At 29.0% G+C, this 14,126-nt stretch carries 24 protein-coding genes and 1 riboswitch; of the genes, 12 read left to right on the plus strand and 12 right to left on the minus strand.

Features of this window, described 5'->3' with window-relative positions; all coding sequences use genetic code 11:
• Positions 1–81 precede the first annotated feature (81 nt).
• The 7 genes from CD121_RS11140 to CD121_RS11170 form a co-directional block, all read right to left on the minus strand.
• Complete coding sequence (locus CD121_RS11140) at positions 82–891, minus strand: MetQ/NlpA family ABC transporter substrate-binding protein (protein WP_029055610.1); 810 nt, start codon at positions 889–891, stop codon at positions 82–84.
• 16 nt (positions 892–907) lie between these two features.
• Complete coding sequence (locus CD121_RS11145) at positions 908–1,603, minus strand: methionine ABC transporter permease (RefSeq protein WP_126568301.1); 696 nt, start codon at positions 1,601–1,603, stop codon at positions 908–910.
• A complete protein-coding gene (locus CD121_RS11150) occupies positions 1,596–2,621 on the minus strand; it encodes a methionine ABC transporter ATP-binding protein (protein WP_017637476.1) in 1,026 nt (341 codons plus the stop codon). The genes CD121_RS11145 and CD121_RS11150 overlap by 8 nt, the downstream gene beginning before the upstream one ends.
• A gap of 88 nt (positions 2,622–2,709) precedes the next feature.
• A riboswitch (SAM riboswitch) is annotated at positions 2,710–2,812 on the minus strand.
• A gap of 57 nt (positions 2,813–2,869) precedes the next feature.
• A complete protein-coding gene (locus CD121_RS11155; RefSeq protein ID WP_126568303.1) occupies positions 2,870–3,166 on the minus strand; it encodes a thioredoxin family protein in 297 nt (98 codons plus the stop codon).
• Complete coding sequence (locus CD121_RS11160) at positions 3,159–3,545, minus strand: toprim domain-containing protein (RefSeq protein WP_017637478.1); 387 nt, start codon at positions 3,543–3,545, stop codon at positions 3,159–3,161. The genes CD121_RS11155 and CD121_RS11160 overlap by 8 nt, the downstream gene beginning before the upstream one ends.
• Before the next feature lie 387 nt (positions 3,546–3,932).
• Positions 3,933–4,313: a glycine cleavage system protein GcvH gene (gene gcvH, locus CD121_RS11165; RefSeq protein ID WP_017637479.1), complete on the minus strand. Its 381-nt coding sequence runs from the start codon at positions 4,311–4,313 to the stop codon at positions 3,933–3,935.
• Positions 4,314–4,487: 174 nt separating this feature from the next.
• A complete protein-coding gene (locus CD121_RS11170) occupies positions 4,488–4,841 on the minus strand; it encodes an arsenate reductase family protein (protein ID WP_017637480.1) in 354 nt (117 codons plus the stop codon).
• A gap of 141 nt (positions 4,842–4,982) precedes the next feature.
• On the opposite strand from CD121_RS11170, the gene CD121_RS11175 reads away from it, so the two are divergent.
• Positions 4,983–5,306: a thioredoxin family protein gene (locus CD121_RS11175; RefSeq protein WP_126568306.1), complete on the plus strand. Its 324-nt coding sequence runs from the start codon at positions 4,983–4,985 to the stop codon at positions 5,304–5,306.
• 108 nt (positions 5,307–5,414) lie between these two features.
• Here the strand turns inward: CD121_RS11175 and CD121_RS11180 are convergent, their stop codons facing one another.
• Together CD121_RS11180 and aroD are read right to left on the minus strand one after the other, a co-directional pair.
• Entirely contained in the window at positions 5,415–5,954 is a 540-nt protein-coding gene (locus CD121_RS11180; RefSeq protein ID WP_017637482.1) for a nitroreductase family protein, read from the minus strand.
• Between the two features lie 78 nt (positions 5,955–6,032).
• A complete protein-coding gene (gene aroD / locus CD121_RS11185) occupies positions 6,033–6,749 on the minus strand; it encodes a type I 3-dehydroquinate dehydratase (RefSeq protein ID WP_126568309.1) in 717 nt (238 codons plus the stop codon).
• Between the two features lie 183 nt (positions 6,750–6,932).
• Between aroD and CD121_RS11190 the strand changes: the two genes are divergently transcribed.
• Both CD121_RS11190 and CD121_RS11195 read left to right on the plus strand, forming a co-directional pair.
• Positions 6,933–7,355 (plus strand): organic hydroperoxide resistance protein, encoded by a 423-nt coding sequence (locus CD121_RS11190; protein ID WP_126568310.1) that lies wholly within the window; start codon positions 6,933–6,935, stop codon positions 7,353–7,355.
• Positions 7,356–7,638: 283 nt separating this feature from the next.
• Entirely contained in the window at positions 7,639–8,130 is a 492-nt protein-coding gene (locus CD121_RS11195; protein WP_017637485.1) for a GNAT family N-acetyltransferase, read from the plus strand.
• Positions 8,131–8,288: 158 nt separating this feature from the next.
• Here the strand turns inward: CD121_RS11195 and CD121_RS11200 are convergent, their stop codons facing one another.
• Positions 8,289–8,876, minus strand: a complete 588-nt coding sequence (locus CD121_RS11200; protein WP_017637486.1) for a histidine phosphatase family protein — start codon at positions 8,874–8,876, stop codon at positions 8,289–8,291.
• 171 nt (positions 8,877–9,047) lie between these two features.
• Here CD121_RS11200 and CD121_RS11205 point away from each other — a divergent pair, with 171 nt between their 5' ends.
• On the plus strand, positions 9,048–9,272 hold the full coding sequence (locus CD121_RS11205) for a hypothetical protein (protein WP_017637487.1): 225 nt from the start codon (positions 9,048–9,050) through the stop codon (positions 9,270–9,272).
• On the opposite strand, the gene CD121_RS11210 is transcribed toward CD121_RS11205, so the two are convergent.
• The gene (locus CD121_RS11210) at positions 9,273–9,476 is read right to left on the minus strand and encodes a sterile alpha motif-like domain-containing protein (RefSeq protein WP_029055617.1); all 204 of its coding nucleotides are present in this window, start codon (positions 9,474–9,476) and stop codon (positions 9,273–9,275) included. It lies immediately after the preceding gene.
• A 298-nt stretch (positions 9,477–9,774) separates the two neighbouring features.
• Here CD121_RS11210 and tsaA point away from each other — a divergent pair, with 298 nt between their 5' ends.
• From tsaA to lnsA, 3 genes are all read left to right on the plus strand, one after another.
• On the plus strand, positions 9,775–10,032 hold the full coding sequence (tsaA, locus tag CD121_RS12480; protein ID WP_072291797.1) for a type II toxin-antitoxin system antitoxin TsaA: 258 nt from the start codon (positions 9,775–9,777) through the stop codon (positions 10,030–10,032).
• Between the two features lie 18 nt (positions 10,033–10,050).
• Positions 10,051–10,236, plus strand: a complete 186-nt coding sequence (gene tsaT, locus CD121_RS11220; RefSeq protein ID WP_029055618.1) for a type II toxin-antitoxin system toxin TsaT — start codon at positions 10,051–10,053, stop codon at positions 10,234–10,236.
• Positions 10,237–10,332: 96 nt separating this feature from the next.
• Positions 10,333–10,914, plus strand: coding sequence for a lipoprotein N-acylation protein LnsA (gene lnsA / locus CD121_RS11225; protein WP_371683228.1), 582 nt, complete (start codon positions 10,333–10,335; stop codon positions 10,912–10,914).
• A 59-nt stretch (positions 10,915–10,973) separates the two neighbouring features.
• On the opposite strand, the gene CD121_RS11230 is transcribed toward lnsA, so the two are convergent.
• Positions 10,974–11,207: a hypothetical protein gene (locus CD121_RS11230; protein ID WP_017637826.1), complete on the minus strand. Its 234-nt coding sequence runs from the start codon at positions 11,205–11,207 to the stop codon at positions 10,974–10,976.
• A gap of 234 nt (positions 11,208–11,441) precedes the next feature.
• Between CD121_RS11230 and CD121_RS11235 the strand changes: the two genes are divergently transcribed.
• The 5 genes from CD121_RS11235 to CD121_RS11255 all read left to right on the plus strand — a co-directional run bounded on the left by CD121_RS11235 (position 11,442) and on the right by CD121_RS11255 (position 14,030).
• A complete protein-coding gene (locus CD121_RS11235; RefSeq protein WP_117239109.1) occupies positions 11,442–12,191 on the plus strand; it encodes a poly-gamma-glutamate hydrolase family protein in 750 nt (249 codons plus the stop codon).
• Positions 12,192–12,279: 88 nt separating this feature from the next.
• Entirely contained in the window at positions 12,280–12,564 is a 285-nt protein-coding gene (locus tag CD121_RS11240; RefSeq protein WP_029056556.1) for a hypothetical protein, read from the plus strand.
• Between the two features lie 76 nt (positions 12,565–12,640).
• Positions 12,641–12,856 carry a hypothetical protein gene (locus tag CD121_RS11245; RefSeq protein WP_017637829.1) on the plus strand — a complete coding sequence of 72 codons (216 nt, stop codon included), beginning with the start codon at positions 12,641–12,643 and terminating at the stop codon, positions 12,854–12,856.
• A 500-nt stretch (positions 12,857–13,356) separates the two neighbouring features.
• Positions 13,357–13,572 (plus strand): hypothetical protein, encoded by a 216-nt coding sequence (locus CD121_RS11250; protein ID WP_246456615.1) that lies wholly within the window; start codon positions 13,357–13,359, stop codon positions 13,570–13,572.
• Between the two features lie 224 nt (positions 13,573–13,796).
• The gene (locus tag CD121_RS11255) at positions 13,797–14,030 is read left to right on the plus strand and encodes a hypothetical protein (RefSeq protein ID WP_029056555.1); all 234 of its coding nucleotides are present in this window, start codon (positions 13,797–13,799) and stop codon (positions 14,028–14,030) included.
• The last annotated feature ends 96 nt before the right edge of the window (positions 14,031–14,126 follow it).

A 14,126-nucleotide genomic window follows, 5' to 3' on the forward strand; every position in this document is an offset into this window, starting at 1 on the left:
AGAGTTTAGGTCTATCTTTAAATTCTTATTCACACAAAAATCCTCAAGTCAAAGTGACTTGAGGATTTATTATTATGCTAATTATTTTGCTGGTACAACCGCACCATCGTACTCTTTATTAATGTAATCTCTAATTTCTTTAGATTGTAATACTTCCATTAAAGCTTTGATTTTCTTATCGTCTTTATGTCCATCTTTAACTGCAATTAAGTTAGCATATGGATTGTCTTTAGCTTTTTCATATGCGATTGAATCTTTTTTAGGATTTAATTTTTGATCAAGTGCATAGTTTGAATTGATGATAACAGCGTCAGCATCTTGTTTTTGATAAATTTTAGGTAAAAATTCTGCTGATTGTTTGTTATTAAATTTAATATCTTTTTTATTTTCAGTTATGTCACTAAATTTAGCATCTTCAATTTTAACGCCTTTTTTAATTTTGATTAAACCTTCATCTACGAAGAATTTTAAGAAACGTCCTTGTTCTGCTGGGTTGTTAGAAACGTAAACTGTTGCCCCTTTTGGTAAATCTTTTAAGCTTTTATATTTTTTAGAATAAACAGCCATTGGTTCTAACTCAACGTTACCTGCTGATTCAATTTTATAGCCTTTTTCTTTACTTTCAGTTTTAAGGTAAGGTGTATGTTGGAAGAAGTTGGCATCTAATTCGCCTTTATCTAATAATTTGTTTGGTGTTGTATAATCATTAATTGTTTTGATATCTAATTTATACCCTTTTTTCTCTAATAATGGTTTAGCTTTTTCTAGAATCTCAGCATGTGGTGCTGGTGAAGCTCCAACTTTAATTGTTTTATCGCTTCCTTTTCCACCACAAGCTGCAAGTGCTACAGTCAACGTTAATAATAATAAAATACCTAAGATTTTCTTCATTGATTTCTCCCCTTTTTTAGCGTTTATCTATTTTATTTGTAATCCAATCACCAATAAATTGAATGATGAATACAATAATTAAAATGAATACTGTTGAAACTAAAATGACATCATTTTGATTTCGAGTAAAACCAGTTAAATAAGCTAAGTTACCTAAACCACCGGCTCCAATAACACCTGCAATTGCAGTAGATCCTACTAAAGCAATCGCTGTTACTGTAATTCCAGATACTAATGCTGGCATCGCTTCTGGAAGTAATACCTTTCTAACTACAGTCCAAGTATTTGCCCCCATTGACCAAGCCGCTTCAATAACCCCTTTGTCTATTTCTTTGAAAGCTATTTCTACTAATCTTGCATAGAATGGTGCTGAACCAATTATTAATGCAGGTAATGCACCCGTTGGTCCACTAATAGTTCCTAGTACTACACTTGTAAATGGTATTAATAACAAGATTAAGATGATAAATGGAATTGCTCTAAATAAGTTCACTATGAATGAAACAATTGAATAAAAGACTCTTGCTGTTTTAGATTCGCTCTTAGCTGATAAAAATAGTAATACACCTAAAATTAATCCAAAAATAAATGCGAAAATAGTTGATACTACAGTCATATAAAGTGTTTCAACTATGGCTTGCCAAACATCTGGCCATTGCACATTAGGCATTGTGACCATTTCTTTTAAAATATCACTAAATGAATTATCCATGTCTTAACACCTCCACATTTACATGTTGTTCACCAAGATTAGATTTAAAATCTTCGAAATTTTCAGAACTTATATGCGGTATGTGGACGACTAAGAAACCTAAAGTACCATTTCTTGTGTTTTTGATATCAGCTTCTAAAATATTCAAATCAACATTATGTTTTTTAGTAATATATGAAACAATCGGTTGTGTTGTATTCTCGCCATTGAAGTTTAATCTAACTATGTAAGAATCTTCACTAAGTGGTTCTAAATCATCCAATGATTCTTCAAAATCATCGTTTAAATCATCTTTAACAAAACGTTTAGTAACTTCATGTTGTGGGTTTTCAAACACTTGACTTACTTGGCCTTGCTCGATAACACGTCCGTTTTCCATTACTGCAACTTCATCACAAATACGTCGTATTACATGCATTTCATGTGTGATTAAGACGATAGTTAAATTTTGTCGTTCTCGTATTTTTAATAATAAATCAAGTATCTCATCTGTTGTTTGAGGGTCCAATGCACTTGTAGCCTCATCACAAAGTAAAACAGTTGGATCGTTTGCTAATGCTCTAGCGATACCTACTCTTTGCTTTTGACCTCCAGATAATTCAGAAGGATATGCATTTTCTCGGCCTTTTAAACCTACAAGTTCAATAAGTTCGTTAGCCTTCCTTTTTGCTTCGCCTTTTGAAACGCCAGCAATTTCTAAAGGAAATGTGATATTTTTTAGTACGGTTCTTGACCATAATAAATTAAAGTGTTGGAAAATCATGCTCACTTTTTGACGCTTTTTACGTAAATCTGATTTAGTTAAATTACTAATACTGTCGCCATCGATAATAACATCACCTGAGGTTGGAGTTTCTAAATTATTAAACATTCTAATCAATGTACTTTTTCCAGCTCCAGAAAAACCGACAACGCCAAATATCGAACCAGATTCAATATTTAAATCAACGTGATCTACAGCAAGTACGTCTTTGTTTTTCGTATGATATTGTTTAACTAATTGTTTTAACTCAATCACGTTAATGCCTCCTTGTTTAACTTCTACCAATTAAAAAATGCTTTCTCTAAACTTTAAGGTGTTAGAGAAAGCATTGAAAAATATCTTTCTCTCATCTTCTAAAGTTTGACTTTATGTGAATTGGCACCATTTCTATATTAGACGGTTGCCGGGCTTCGTAGGGCACATCCCTCCACCTCTCTCGATAAGAGTGTAAGCATTATTTAATTTGATTTAATCCTACCATCCAGGTAGAAATTCGTCAATCATTATTTTAAATTTTCTAACAAATAAGGAACTGATCTAAATGCATATATTCTTTTCGATTCTTTATCCTTATTCATTAACATTAATACTGGTACTGACATAATTTGGTGGTCTTCACTAAATTTCGGATGAAAATTCAAATCGATTTTTTTAACTGGAAGATTTAATATTTCATTAGCGATATCCAGCATTCTTTCTGATACTTTACAAGTCCCACAAGTTGGGGTATATCCAAATATCAAGTGTCTTTCCTTACCAAAATTTTCAGTTACATCATCTACTTCTATTGCTTTATTCATTTACTAAAACTAACCTTTCAGTTTTTAAATTAGACATGAGGGGCTTTTCTTTTTTACAGTTAAAACCATGTTTAGTAAGTACATTTGCTAAATAATTTTTAGGACAATTAGCTACTTCACAATAGGTTTTATCTACAAATATATGTTCACACTCACTCAAGTATCGCTTAAACCATTTTCTAATACGATCACCTTCATCATCGGAATCGGCTAAAACGAAAACTTGCTTGCCATAAAGTGACTCTATCATATCATCAATTTTATCAATACTCATAGTACCATGCGTACAAATAATGTTAACTGGTTCTGCAATGACTTGTTGTAATCTTTTCTTATCTGATTTACCTTCAACAATAATTACCTTATTCACAATAGTCATAATGATTCACCCTTTGAAAAATCAATAATTAGCTATCACTATATATTTCCACTGTAGTGTTATTTATCAAACATATATCATTAAACTTTAATTTCTCTTAATATTTTCCTTACATAATTAAAACTAACTTTATGTATTACTGTGTTATTAGTTTTTAATTAAGTAACACTTTTACTTTATTTCAAGTTTTAATTTATAGGCATAGATACCAATCATTATTGGGTAGCACTAGTTTTCTCTAGTGCATAAGTGCTTCTAAAATCTAAAGATTTTTCTTTTTTCGGTTCGCACTAGCTTTTGCTAGTGCATAAGTTCCACTAATCTAATTGAAAATTAGAAGTGGAACTAAAAAAACTCCTTGATACGAGATCGAGGAGTTCATTGTTATTATTCACCAATCATTTCTGAGTATTGGTCTGCTGATAATAATTCATCAAGTTGACTTTCGTCGCTGATTTCAACTTTAACCATCCATGCTTTTTCGTATGGTGATTCATTTACAAATTCAGGACTGTCTTCTAATTCTTCATTTACTTCTAATACTTTACCATTAATTGGAGCGTATAATTCAGATACAGTTTTTACAGATTCAACACTACCGAAAGTGTCGCCTTCATTTAATTCATCATCAGTTTCAGGTAATTCAACGAATACGATATCGCCTAATTCGTTTTGTGCATATTCAGTAATACCGATTGTTGCAACGTTTCCTTCAACTTTAACCCATTCATGTTCTTTAGAGTATTTAAATTCGTTTGGTACTGCCACGATAAATCCCCTCCTAATTTTTAAGTACATTTTAATGATGCCATACCCACTATTATCAATCAACTATTATATAAAAATTTCAAACCTTTTAAAATTCGGCTTTAAATATGTAATTAATATTTTTTAGTCTTTGATAATTATGAATGTTCACTTTCTATAAACTTCAAAAAAGTGTTACAACCAAGTATTTTTATATTCTTCTTCTTTAAAACCTAATGTGATTTTATTTCCAGATATAGCTAATGGACGTTTAACTAACATACCGTCTGATGAAAGTAATTCAAAACGTTCATCATCTGTTAGGTCGTCTAATTTATTTTTTAAATCTAATTCACGGTATTTAGCACCATGTGTATTAAATAATTTTTTAGTATCAACACCTGTTTTTTCAACAATTTCTTTAAACTCGTTTTTTGTAGGTGTATGTTGAACGATATCGATTGGTTCATAACTAACACCATACTCATCTAAGAATTTTGCTGCTTTTTTACAAGTAGTACAATTTGCATATTGATAAAATTTAATCATAGAGTTTTGCCTCCTTTGTCTCTTATCACAAATATATCATGTTATTTTATAAAACGCTCTACTTTTTAAGCTTATTTTTTTATTTAAGAAATTTCATCCGTTATAATAAATTTACTAATTAAATGAAAAGGGGCTTTTGTAATGGAAAGTATTAATACTACAGAACAATTTAATAACATAGTTCAAAATGACAAACCTGTCATCGTTAAATTCGAAGCTGGTTGGTGTCCAGATTGTAAAGCTATGGATATGTGGATTGACCCAATCGTCGAAAAATATAAAGATTATGATTGGTATACAGTTAACCGTGATGAATTAGAAGACGTTACTGCTGAAAATGACGTAATGGGAATTCCAAGTATTTTAGTATTTAAAAATGGTGATAAATTAGCACATTTACATTCAGCTAATGCTAAATCACCAGAACAAGTTGAATCATTTTTAGACGAAACATTTAGCAAATAATATTAAAAGGTCGAGATACAAGTAAAGAAATTTGAGTACCATTCAATGGCTTATTTCTTATTTGTTACCTCGACCTTATTTAATATCTTTCATTTTGTGATTAATTATTTAGTATTCTGAGATAAGATGTCTATTCTTACGTTTGGCTTTTGTCATTGGCTCTTCTAAATCAGTTAAATATAAGAAACCTGCTAAAATTTCATCATCTTCAATGTTTAAAGCTTTTCGTATTTTAGGTTCAAAAATATATGCTGGAGATTTCCAACATGAACCTATACCTGCTTCATATAATAACAACATTAAATTTTGCGCGAATGCGCCAAATGCAAAGTAATTTTCTCTATTTTGACGTTGTCTTGGATCAGCTTTTAAAACTAATACTAACATGCCACCTAGTTTAGTAACTTTATCATAATGATCTGCTCGCTTTTCAGGACTATCTGGAAAAGCAAATCGTGTAATATCTTCGCTCATATTTCCTAATCTATCTTTAGCAACATGGACAACTCTCCATGGTTCTCTCATGCCATGGTTAGGAGCATCTGTAGCTTTTTCAATAGCTTCATATAAAGCTTTATCATCAATTGTCATATCGTGCTTAAACTTTTTAACACTTCTTCTATTCGAGATTGCTTCTTGTAGTTCCAATCCTATCGCTCCCTTTATTATTCGTTGATAATCTTTATCAATTATAAGACACAATCTACTATTGTTCAAACCTTCTAATCATTTCTCATAAAAGTCAATTTGCTTTTTTAATTCTTCGACATGAATTTGACCAGGTGCTTGGGGTTCACTTAAACATCCATAAGATACTACACCACCAAAAACACCTTGTGCCGTGCGACTAATGACCCCTATTTTAGACATCGAAATTCCAATCACTTTTTGATTTAATGAATTAGCTGATTCATTCATTGCTTCTAATAAATGCAATACATCTTTTATATCATGGGGCATAACTGCTAGCTTTATATAATTCGAGTTAAATTGACTCATTTTATAATAAGTGAATTTCATTTCTTCAAACGTAGGTGTTTCATCAAAATTGTGTTGTGATAATACTACTTCTAATCCTTTTTGTTGAGCTAAATTGATTAAATTTAAATAATCATCTTTATTCTTTTGCTCATCCCATTCAATATCTAACATATTATATCCGTCTGTATTAATTAGATGTTCTATCACATTCAGATATTCGGATTCATTCACATTACGTTTACCACCTTGAGAAGCAGATCGAAATGTAATTAAAATTTTAAAATCAAACGTTAACTGATTTAATTCTTCAATGACTTGATTGAGCCTATCTAATTTATCCCACTGATCTACTCTAAGCTCTATAATATCAATACTATCTTGATAGAACTCTATGTCTTTAAATAAATCATCTGCTATCGTGTTTTCAGGTGCAATCGTAACAGCTATATTTACATTTGACATACTATCCCTCTTTCCTGTCTCTTTTTGAACTATATACGTGTATATTTTCTTTTATTTTAAACTAAAATATACATTACTACCAATCGCCTTTATTGAATCAATAGCCAAAAAATTATTATGAATGATTGAACTAAAAATTTACGGGTACACTTTATATATATGATTAATTAGGAGGTAATAATTATGGCAGTTCAATATGAAACTAAAGTGACAAACGTAGGTGGACGTAAAGGACACGTTCAAACTGACGATAAAGCAATCAATGTAGATGTATTACCACCACAACAAGCGGACGGAAATGCTACTAATCCTGAACAATTATTCGCAGCAGGATATGCTTCATGTTTTAATGGTGCATTTGATTTAATTTTAAAACAAAACAAAGTTAGAGATGCTGAACCAGAAGTAACTTTAACAGTACGTCTTGAAGATGATCCAGACGCTGAAAGTCCAAAATTAAGCGTAGATATCGATGCTAAAGTGAAAAATGTATTATCTCAAGAAGACGCTGAAAAATATTTACAAGATGCACATGACTTCTGTCCATACTCTAAAGCAACTAGAGGAAACATTGATGTTAAATTAAATGTTGAAGTTGTTGACTAAGTTATAAATACAATATTATATATTTATATGACCCATTCTCTATTGAATGGGTCTCTTTTTTTGTTCACATAATTACCTCATATTTCCGACCTTTAAAATCAAGTTTCTGTTATAATGTATATGAAGAGTTATTATATACATACAATTAAATATATATTTTAACTATTTTTTCAAAAACGTTTTTGCTTATTCTTAAATAATCATTGATTATTTTTATTAAATATTTTAATATGTATTTACCCAGCAACGACACACAATTAATGATTTGAATTAGGAGGTCACTATGAACAACATCCGTTTATTAACTCTAGATGATTTAGAAATTTACAAATCACTATTATCAGGGGAACATCATACTTATTCGTGGGATCGTTATTATTTAGACCACGTTTCTGATGACATTTTGACAAAACTTTTATCTTCCGAATTCCCTTTCATCAATGTATATGGTGCCTTTGAAAATGACGTTCTAGTAGCTACTGCAACCTTAAGTCAAATGAGACAAGTAGGTAAACAACATAAAGCTGTCATCAATAATAACTTTGTTAAAGATAATGATGAAGTGATAAATCGTGAATTAATCAATTATATTATTGAAATTGCTAGCCAGAAAGATTTAGAAACCATTCTCACTTCTGTCACTTCAAATAATATTAGTGCAAAAGTATTCTTCACTTCTCTAGGTTTTGAAAATCTAGGTTTCGAGAAAAATGCTACTAAAATCGGTGAAGATTATTTTGATGAACATTGGTTAACTTATAATTTAAAAAATTAAGTTATTATCATATTTAAGTTAGAAAAAAATGGATTAAGATTACATCCAAAGTAATTTTATATATTTCATTAACATCTGACCTCTAATTCAATTTAACGATAAAGCTAATATAATGATAAAAGCTCAACCTTGTATTTATAGCAAGGTTGAGCTTTCTTTTACATAGGGTCAATTAATTCTATGAAAGTAAATTTCCCTTTGTCGTAACTAAATTTTAGTATATTACAATTTCCAATATTAAATGTACTACCCTCTTCATAGCCTAAGCAGTATCTAATAAATAAACCAATTGTACTTCCATGGCTTACAGCTAGTGTTGTATGACGACTATAATTTTCCATAATATCAGTTAATGTTTCTACCATTCTATTTTCTACATCTTCACGTGATTCTCCCCCAAAAGGTACAACATAATCACCGTAAAGCGTTTTAGGTTGTTTAATTTGTTTAAGTAATTCAATACTTTCGCCTTCAAACAAACCAAAACGCCACTCTTTTAATCCTTTTGAGCGAATATATCTATTTTGATGGTTTGGTACTGCATTTTCTAGAGTATCACACGCTCTTTCTTGAGAAGAAGAAAACAAACTATCAAATTCAATTTGATTATGTTCAAAATATCGAGCTGCAGCTTTTGCTTGTTCTACACCTAATAATGTTAAAGGCGAATCACTAGCGCCCTGAATTTTGCCTTTTAAATTAAAAACTGTTTGTCCGTGTCTCATTAAATATAAAGTTTTTGCCATATTTCCACCTCTATTACTTATATAAAGCTCATAACTAACATTAAATCATTAGACATAGTAATAGTAAATCAACAAATCAATGAAAAATAATATAAACAGATGATTAATATATTGTCTTAGTGGGTATAACTTAACACTAAGTTTACATTTGTTAAAGGAGTGTTAATCAATATGGAATCTCATGATCACAGTTATGTGAATCCGAATAATGTAACACTTGAATGGGAATGCTTTGTTGTAAGTAAAAGCGATATGTTATTAGATGGCGTACCAAATGAGTTAATCAATACTTGGTTAGACAAAGATATTATAAAGCCATTTAGTGTTAAAAATAATGATATTAATTTTAGAACAAAAGATGTATGGTATGCGTTGAATCAACAAAATTGGTACTAACTAAGTTAGTTGATATAAACTAATGGCTCTATTGGCACTTTCAATGAGTTGAGAATCATCATAATTCGATAAAACATAAGTACGAATTACAAACTTATTCTTTTCATTTTTTGGGAATTTATGATCTTTATTGATGTAATTAGCTAAATTTCCAAACGGTGTATCGTCATTTATAAAACCTATTATAAAATCATAAAATGTCATCACAATATTCCCCTTATATTTTATCTTTATTTAATTTGTAATTAATCTTATCAGAAAACTCGAGATTGTAAATGTGCAAAGTGTAAATTTTGCACATTTTTATTGTATTTTTTTAAATTTATTCACAATTTTATTTACTTATTCAAAAAAATGGGATGTTCGCTTAAAATGTCGTTTCTTTTTATTCACAATTTATAGCTATATACTTCTATTTAATTATTTACCAAGTGATAATAAATGATATGATATACATAAGGATTTTTTTACTAAAGAAGCATTTTCCAGAGGTGAATCACCTATGAAATTATATTTTCTACACGTAATTAATATTTTATTAACGATATTGTTTGTAATTTTTAATATCGTCATTACAAATAACACCAACCTAGATGACACCTTATGGTTAGTGCCCGGATTAATAGTATGTGGTTTGATTATTATTATAAGCTTATTTATAGCTATTTCTAATAAGGATTTATTAAGTGAAATTCTCTTTTTTATTAATATCATTCTTACCCTATATTACATTTATCCAATTTTTTACGATTTTCTTTAAAAGATGGGAGGTTAAAAAATGAGTTTACATTTCACTATTCTTTTTTGGTTATCAATTATATTTTTAATTGCAGGTACAATCGTTCTTGTTACTATGCTTAAAACTAAAAAAGAATCTAAAAAAGAATCTTATCTTGGCTTCACAATTGTATTCTTTATATTTGGTTTAGCCATGTTAATTTATACATTAATATTCGGTTTGTAACACATCACAAATACGTTCAGTTGCTTTAGTAGCTGAACGTTTTATTTTAATACTTATATTTATGCTTCTTACATTATTTAAAGGAGTTTTTGATAATTGCGTAAAATTTTATTATACATATTAATAACTATTATGTTCTTTATGATAAGTACTTGTATATTCCCTCCCAACCATTTAAACGCAGAGTCACAGGAACATACATATTCAGCATCTAATAAAGATTTCCAATTACAACCTGGAGATATCATTATTACGAAAGGACCAGTTTTATATGGTTTTTTTGGTCATTCTAGTATTGCCATTGATCATAATACTGTTTTACAAATTGAAGGACCTGGTGATAAACCAATCACAGAATCATTTGAATCATTCAAATCACGATTTGGAGAAGGCCAAGATGACTGGATTAAAATTTATCGCTGCGTAAAACCAGGAGCTGGTAAAAAGGCCGCACAGTGGACAAAAGAAAACTATGAAAATACAGACAATAGATATTTAGTGACTTTAAACTTAAAAAGTAAACGATTTACATACTGTACTAAAATTATCTACCAAGCATATAAGGAAGGCGTAAGCAAAAATGCTGTAAGCGACCATGGATTATATATTATTTCACCTTATGCATTGAAAGATAATTTCACAAATGAATACCGTTTAAAACTTGTCAAAACTTATTAAACGCCCTACTTCATATAAGTCATATTTAATATGAATAGTAAGGCGTTTTTTAAATTTAATTATACTTCTTTAAAATAATTGATGTACTGATCGTTCTTATCTAATAGATCAAGGTAACTAATCGCATTAAACGGAATGATTCTTGTGCTATTTTTCATAGGATAAATAATAACTTCGTGTTCATAATCAACATGGATATCACTTTCTAAAATAATACGTTTATTCCCAAAAATTACCCCTACTGCTTTAAAACCATCGTCATTTAAATATTTTCTTAATAATTCTTTATCCATATCATCACATCCCTTTAATTACATTTTACCAAAGTAATATTAAGGAATTGTTAATTTGTAATATTTAAAGTGATTTTCTACTTTTTATTTATACTCATCTTTTCAATCTAACCAAAACTTTTCATTTATTACTTATAATATTTTAAATTAATATACTAAATAAAAGGGAAATGCTTGTTGATAGTATTAATAAATTGATATGATTTATAGATAAAAAAACTCTTAGGAGAATATATGAAAAAGCATACAAGTCTGTATACAAAATTATATTATTTTTCAATTCTATTAATTGTTATCGCCATCATCATTGTGGCTTTAATTTTTTATAATACAAGAAAAAATATGAATCATTCAAATGACCGATATAATAATTTTCAAGAACTTAAAACAAATACTAAAGAAAATAAAGATTGGCGTGTTATTACAAAAAATCGTAATCACCATGATATTTTAGTAACAGCAATTCATGGCGGAGGTATTGAACCTGGCACGACTGAACTTGCTCGCCGTATTTCAAATATTGGAAAATATGATTTTTACACTTTTGAAGGTTTACGCTCCAAAAACAATGATCAACTTCACATTACATCTACCAATTACGATGAACCAAAGTTGCGTAATATGCTTAAAACAACGAAAAAAACTATTTCAATTCATGGTTTTTCAGGTGATGATCCTATTGTCTTTGTCGGAGGTAAAGATAAAAAAATGTCAAAATCAATTGCTAAATCGCTACGTCGAAAAGGCTTTTCCGTTAAAGAAAGCCCAACAGAAATTGATGCTAAATCATCAAAAAACTTTGTTAATGATAACGAAAGCGACTCAGGGGTGCAGTTGGAACTAACTACGCGATTGAGAAAACAATTTTTTAAAGGACGCCAATTTAATCAAAAAATCCGCTCAAATCCAGATAATTATACGAAAACATTCTATAAATTTGCTAAAGCTGTACAAGAAGGTGTAAAAAATACTCAAAAGTCATAGTTTTGTCAGTAATTACTCTAATAAATTGTTTTGCAATTTAAAAATAAAGGGTAATACATATGTAATGTGAATTAGGGAGGAAAGTAAGATGGACGAATTAACTAAAGAACAAAAATATACCGTTGCTAAATTTTACAAATTATATATGGAAAGATCTAATGAAGGTCAATCAGAACAAGAAGCGAATGATTTCAAAGATTCTGTTACTACACAAGATGACTATTTTTGTGATCGTGAGTACGATGACTTTTTAGAAAATTTGAAAGTACTGATTAATAATGATTATATTAACGGTGATATTGAAGATGACAAAGTTAATCATATTAAATTAACTACTAAAGCATTTACAGAAATTGAAAAAAGCTTTGGTTAGAAATGATGAGCAATACCTTAAAACATTCCCCTTATATAGGCATGAATGTATTTAGCGCTTGGGAGGATTATTAATTATGGAAGATTGGAAAATCAATAATCATTCAAATCGTCACTTTGCTATACAACGTAATGCTAATGAAATTTCAATAGTTGAACCACAAAACAATGGAAGTTTTAAAATACTAGCTGAACTAGACATTCAAAATAATAATTCAGAAGTATTCGATGATGATTTATATATTTCTTTTGATGCAAATAATAAAGAATTAAATATCTTTGATAGATTATAACTTTTCAAAACCTTATGCTACTAGAGGGTGTCATTTAAAATACTTGATATAGCGAATTATAAAGTATTTCAGCATTAAATGTTTTAAACTATTATATTTTTCATAACCAAAATTCTTGTTTATTTATTTTTCTTTCAACTATAAAAATAATTTAACTTAAACTTTAATTTTCATTTGCTAATTATCAATATAATAAAGTGGTAAAAAACTTAACTTTGTGGTACTCTAAATTTGTTAAACTTTGTGAGTGTTTAACATTACTTCTTGTTAGCGTCAGCTTAACTTTAATTTTCGTCATTATTAAAGTTAATGTTGGCGCTTTTTTAATATCACCTCTTTTCACTTTCAACAACTTTTCTTTTTAAATTACTTTTACTTATTAATATTAATAAAAATATTCACAATTTTTAAAAAGAAATAGATGTAAAATAACATTTATATGTAGTAAACTTAAGATAATGACATATCTTAGGAGAGATAGAATGAAAAAAGTATTTTAGTTGATCTTATCTAGCTTTTTAGTTTTAGGTGCTTGTAGTCATAGTAGTGACGATTCAAAACAAAATGACAGTAAATCAACGCAAAAAGATTCTAAGAGTAATGACAATAAAACTGTCAAAAAAGTAAAAAATAGTGCTAAAAAGAAAGACAATCCTAAGTCACAAGATGACAAAGGAAATAAAGAACGTGTTGACGGCGACAAAGCCAATAAGTAATAAATAATGATTAACAGCTTAGATGTATCTTACATTTAAGCTGTTTTTTCAAACAGTTAAGCAATATTCAACAAAATTTCGCTCAATTATATTAAACTCTATTTAATATCAAATTTGCAAACTGATAGATAGACAATTGATATTTTGCGTTAACCATGTTGCAACATCTTTTTGATAACATTTTTATTTTTTATATACATATCAAATGAAAGGATGTGTGAAACATGAAAAACACAAAATTTAATGAAGAAGAATTAGAAACAATCAAACAATTTTATAATTCAAGAAGACGTTCTGTTTGTTGTTCAAACCCAAAACTAACATTCTTAGAAGATATCGTTCATATTCCAACAGCTGGAAATGAAACAAACGATCTTGAAGGTTTTGCTACTGTTTGTGAGAACTGTGGTCAAACTAAAGTGTTTAATTTAAATGTAATGCAAAACGCAAAATTTTAGTATCAATGTCTATTAGACAGTATTAATTTTTGATAGATTTATGTTTTATATACTATATATTATATTGATATTGCACTTACGGATTCATATTGAATC

The sequence above is a fragment of the Staphylococcus pasteuri genome, from assembly GCF_003970495.1.
GTDB classification, from domain to species: Bacteria; Bacillota; Bacilli; order Staphylococcales; family Staphylococcaceae; genus Staphylococcus; species Staphylococcus pasteuri.